This is a genomic window from Endozoicomonas sp. YOMI1 (assembly GCF_024606345.1).
Lineage (GTDB): Bacteria > Pseudomonadota > Gammaproteobacteria > Pseudomonadales > Endozoicomonadaceae > Endozoicomonas.
The window spans coordinates 1-5,091 of sequence record NZ_JAHHPM010000325.1 but is presented as its reverse complement, the minus strand read 5'-3'; the positions used below and the strand labels follow the sequence as shown (position 1 = coordinate 5,091).

The window sequence follows — 5,091 nt, the reverse complement described above, 5'->3', positions numbered from 1 at the left end:
TCGCCATAGACTGGCAAAAGCCTGCGAAGTCAGAAAGAAGCCTCGCCTGATAAGGAGTGTCACCTATTGCCTGCTCCAGAAATTCAATCAGTTTGCTCTGGGCATCGTCCGTCAGTTTTGCCCCAGTGCTCTCAATGATGCGTTGAAACAACTCTGCCTTATCGTAATGGCTGTACTTTATTGCCCTTATCAGATCTTTATTCAGTTTGCTCAGGGCATCGTCCGTCAGCGCTGGCCCGGTGCCCTGGGTAATGGGTTGTGGTTGTAGTTCCTGAGACAGAATATTGGTGTGTCTTTCCTGATTTTCTGCCCCCTCTGCTCCCACCACAAGACCCGATGATTTTACTAACTCAGACAGGCCACCTCTGAATAATGGGCAGACTTTCCTTTCCCCGATTAGAGGGGTATTTAAAGGGACCGACTCTATACTGTTTCTGTGCATGGGATTAGAACAAAAGTAGTCGTTACATCCCGGCAAAATATTTTTACCCCGTACAGGGTAATTCTCTCCTGCGTCAGTGGGTTGTAACTGGTCAAAAGCTGCTGGCAAAGCCACATCGTAAGTGTGATTCTTAATGGAAATACCGGGCTGTAGTGGAGAAACTGTCGGCAGTTTTGTTCAGTTACAGCAGGTTGAGGTTAGGTGACAGGCATCCTATTACATTTCAGATTGAACTTAATAACTGACTCTCGGTCAAAGTGGTATAAAAGTTCAAATATGCAGTAACCAATTATGCAGTAACCAATTTAAAGGACTACCTGACCATGAATCCGATTGATAAGGCTATAAATCCTGCCCCCCCTTTCGGTTGTGAAAAAAGGACACCACCCTGTAAACAGGAAGAATTTCGATGCAGAAATGTCAAAAAAAATCAACATAATGGTGAATTTTCCGTGACTACTGAACCTGAATCACTCACATCTGATGAGCTGTTAAGGTCCAGAAGTGTAGAGTTGAAAGAAGCACAAATCAAGGAAAGGCATAAATTCAGTAGTTCTGACCAATTCCAGGCAGAGCTTGAAGAAATTAAAACAAAGCTAAGTAATGACGGTTTTTGTTTTGAAGACATTGAAGAATGCAAAAAAGAACTAATCTCACTTGTTAAAGAAAGAACCGGATTTCTCTATTTTAATAAAATAAGCACAATTCCATTTTTTATAGAAAGCAGTGAAAAAACTCAAAAGATCAAAAAAATATTCAACCGTTGCAAGAATGATTTCAAGGAATTAACCACAATAAATCCTGATGACTGTTTTGATGAAACTTTAAAAAAACTAGGCCTTATTCTTAGGTTATGCAAACACTATTCATTACCAACCTCAACCATTAAGATTAAAGAGGTATTCAATAAGGCATACATAAGTTGTGAATTCAACCAATCAACTCTTTCCTCAATTGAGGAAAAGGACCGTATTTTTTTCAGTGAACATTTATCTGTTTTTTTACTATTTGATCTTCTTCTTGACGGCAATTTTGATACTACATCCGAATTGTTTTTTCCTGTAATTTCTTATCAACTTAAAAATTACAAAGCTGTAAGTTTGAGTGATATCAATTTCGGACATTCTTCCTTAAACATTGATTTTGAGAGCACTGACCATCATACTCAGACCCTCTGGATACTATTTTCAATTTTAGGCTACTGGGATACATCAGATCTCTATTTTGAATATTTTGCCGATGCTCTAAAAACTCAGCGAGCTATTCATCTAATAGAAAATGACAGTTTCATAAAATACCTTACCATGAGAATGGATACTGATTTTTATTTTTGTGATTGTATTAAGGACTTAATTAAACCTGATAATCACTTTCACTCTCCAAAACTAAACACTCATTTGGATAAGCTTAGAAATAGCTCTATAACGAATTTCCTGAATCCCAGACATGAAATAATTTTTGCATTAAAAACATTCAGTGTCAGTAATTATATGCATGATGAGCATGCAGGGTGCTTATACGACCACTTTAAAAAAAGTCAAAACAAGCATTATTCATCAAAATTAATAGATCTACTGCATAAACCTCCTGTGCTTCAGGAAGCAGAAGTAGAAAAGAGGATGTCTGAAGTAGACACCAAGATAATTAATATAATCAATGAAAATCTGAGTGAGGATAGTAAAGCACTGTTTATGGGCCTGCTTAAAGCCAACGAAATAAAAGTCAATAATGCCGCACAGGTGCATATGAAAAAAATATCCATTATGACGGATATTATTTCCACCCTAACCAATATTGACCGCAGTACGGCTAAAAATATGATTGACCCGGTACAATTGATATTAATTAAACAACCCTGGAAAACCCCTTACGGGCATATCTTCGATGAAGAGACCATGTATGATGCTATTGGGATTACCGGTAACCTCTGGGCGACTGGTAAGTGTCCTATAACCGGTGGAGATTTGTCCTTTAAAAACTCATCCCTTCTCCTGGAATTACGAAGTGATATTGAAGAAATACCAAAAGAAATTAAAGATAAGATAGAATCGTTATTTCTTATGCTTCATACCGTTATAACTGAATGGTGAAAATTTCACCATCAGTTATCTTTGGATTTTGGAATATTGCCGAATTTATTCTGAAGCTTCCAGTTTATCCTGGGTCCTGAGCTCAAAATCTTCGAGTTAGGATTTATCTCAACAAAGCCCGAACCAAACTGATCACCTGCTATAATGTCAATCAGAAAAGCGTCGTACTCGGCATCTTTAATCCCCTGCGCCAGCAAACAGCATGATTAAAACATATATCCCTCTTTATGCGCTATGGTATATCTGGCATGATCCGGCCAATTCACAGTTCACCGGTTAAGAGTCCGTATGTCATTAAAACCTTTTAAGCTCAATAAGAGCACCTATCTGAGTGATCCTGATAAGTGCAACGATCAACTGCAGGAATGGGTAGAGCAGTTTCTGGATATCTTTTACGAATCGCCAGAATATCAAAAGCTCTCAAAAGCCAATCAGAAATCCGGCGGCATGATGTTCAGTATGTTTATGGAACTGAACATGAACTACCTGGGCAAAGGACTTGAGTCCATTGACCTGAAATCAACCCGCGAGGTGATGACCAAACTGTTTCCCCGTAAGACAATCTGTTCCAATACTCAGGCAAAAACGATCGTACCCGAGATTATCGCCTGCTGGCAGTGCCTGCAGCGCTTGATTGATGGTTCAGCCCAAAAGAAAAAGCTCAAACATGCCGAAGCCATTATCAACTACCTTCAGAGCATTAAAAAAGACTACCTGAATATTTACAACCCGCACGGTTCTCCAGGTCCATCAGTAACCATGCTGGAAAGCAGGTCAGAACCAGCGCCCGATAAAACAAATACTGAGGAGGACTGGATAGAAGATTTGATTGACGATGCGGCAGCCAACCTGGCAACCATTCGTAAGCAACCGGAGCCACCTCAGAGCTGGCATCGCCTTTATGATCTGCAATCATTGTCACAGTTCCTGTTTACCATCTGTATTGAAGGCATTGACGAAGAAGAGTCTGAGGCTATTGCCACAATCCTTTCGTTTGCCCTGAACGGTCTCTTTATTCAGATTCGTCAGGGTAATTCTCAGGCTGCTCACTTCTGGCAGGAAGTGGAACAAAATATCGTCATGTCCTATGAGCACGATGAACTGGACAGCGTTGTTATGACGCCACTGCTGGGTGTCCTGACCAATTATCGACAATACCTGTCCAAATCATTCATTGAGTTCATCCATCATTGGCAAACGGCGGATCATGATTCGCAAGACGGGGAAAGTGAATTTTCTCTGGAGGACCTGAACAACATCTGTCAGGCCATGCTGGAGGAAATTCCCGATGAATTTACCTTCGCCTCCGTCTGGCAGGAAGAAATGGGCTTTATGCCACTGGCAGGCATGATGCTTATTACTCAGCAGATGCTCTCTTTTGATAACCCAAGATATGGTGATTATCTGGCTTTATTAGTGCTGGACGAGCAGGAAGAGAAGGCCGTCACAGTGGCTGAACTTCTGGCCAAACACCCAAAGGCGATCACGCCCTTAACACTGGAACGAATAATCCGTATTCGCAACTGGCTGCCTAAAGCGGTTCAGACTCACATTGACAAGCTCATTAAAAATGTCCGTAAGCTGGGCGTCTGTCCTTCCGGGAAAAAAGTATCCACTGATGGCCAGATGCAGGCCTGGATGACCTCCGTCGATGGCAGTGGAGCCCAGGGAGTGATGATCATGGTCAATGATATCGACGAGCCCCGGGCATTCCGTCTGGTTAATTTTGTACTTAAAGAGGCGGTCGGGATTGTCGACATTTCCGTGTCGCCGCCAGAAACCCGCAAAAAACTCCAGCAAATCATTACCAGCACAAAACAACACGGCGTTCCCCTTGAAAAAGTATCCAGTGAACTGATTCGGACACTTATCCCACCGTTTATGGCCCTGAATCTCAGCAGCAAAACCTGCCTCAGTGCAGATATGCTGGAAGGCATGGAACTGCTTGGCCTCAATAACTGGAATCCGGCGGCTGCACGCTTTGAGACCCTTAACCCCGAACTGTTAAGTTTTGCTACGCCACCTTCCGATCAGGAGATAGCCAATGCCCAGAAACGTTCTGTCAGCTGGACAAATTCTGCTTTTGCCGACAGCTGGCTGATCCCGGATGCCTTCACCATCACAGGGGGTACCGTTAAAAAGATGGTCAGCGAGATCTGTGACCAGGTATTTGAACCCCAAAAAGGGCAATGGCGTGAGCGTATGCAGCGCATGAGTCTCTGGGCTAATGCCTGTGAAAGTAAGCAACGACAAAAACAGGCACGGGATTTTGCCGTTGTCAGCTGGCTACTGGAACAGGATATACCTGCCCGTCAAATCAAACTTCTGGAGAGTATCGCCAAAAAGTCGCTTTAATTGCCCCTCCCCTGCAGGTGATAAGTAGTTGGCCAAATGGAATCGTATATTTCTGGCTAAGTGGACAGTTCACAACGTAGGGAGCATATCCGTAGCTATGTGATCGGAGTTGTAACGCCGCACGACTGCATGGATGCAGGAGCTAGGAACCTGTCGGACTTAAGACTGTCCTACTGCGGTTGCGATAAATTGGTCTAAAAATTC

The 5,091-nt window shown here is 42.5% G+C and carries 3 protein-coding genes and 1 pseudogene; 2 read left to right on the top strand and 2 right to left on the bottom strand.

The window, feature by feature from the left end; translation table 11 throughout:
* Nucleotides 1-556 (bottom strand): hypothetical protein (locus KDK15_RS11655; protein WP_257295527.1); only part of this gene is annotated, 556 nt, incomplete at its 3' end.
* A 209-nt stretch (nucleotides 557-765) separates the two neighbouring features.
* On the opposite strand from KDK15_RS11655, the gene KDK15_RS11650 reads away from it, so the two are divergent.
* Entirely contained in the window at nucleotides 766-2,532 is a 1,767-nt protein-coding gene (locus KDK15_RS11650) for a hypothetical protein (protein ID WP_257295526.1), read from the top strand.
* An 86-nt stretch (nucleotides 2,533-2,618) separates the two neighbouring features.
* On the opposite strand, the pseudogene KDK15_RS11645 reads toward KDK15_RS11650, so the two are convergent.
* A pseudogene (locus KDK15_RS11645) lies at nucleotides 2,619-2,729 on the bottom strand (glutathione-dependent disulfide-bond oxidoreductase); the annotation flags it as partial.
* A 91-nt stretch (nucleotides 2,730-2,820) separates the two neighbouring features.
* Between KDK15_RS11645 and KDK15_RS11640 the strand changes: the two are divergent.
* Nucleotides 2,821-4,887 carry a hypothetical protein gene (locus tag KDK15_RS11640; protein ID WP_257295525.1) on the top strand — a complete coding sequence of 689 codons (2,067 nt, stop codon included), beginning with the start codon at nucleotides 2,821-2,823 and terminating at the stop codon, nucleotides 4,885-4,887.
* The last annotated feature ends 204 nt before the right edge of the window (nucleotides 4,888-5,091 follow it).

Bases quoted from the DNA above. Each gene is read 5' to 3' on its own strand.
- KDK15_RS11650 (WP_257295526.1), top strand. From the start codon at position 766: ATGAATCCGATTGATAAGGCTATAAATCCTGCCCCCCCTTTCGGTTGT.
- KDK15_RS11640 (WP_257295525.1), top strand. From the start codon at position 2,821: ATGTCATTAAAACCTTTTAAGCTCAATAAGAGCACCTATCTGAGTGAT.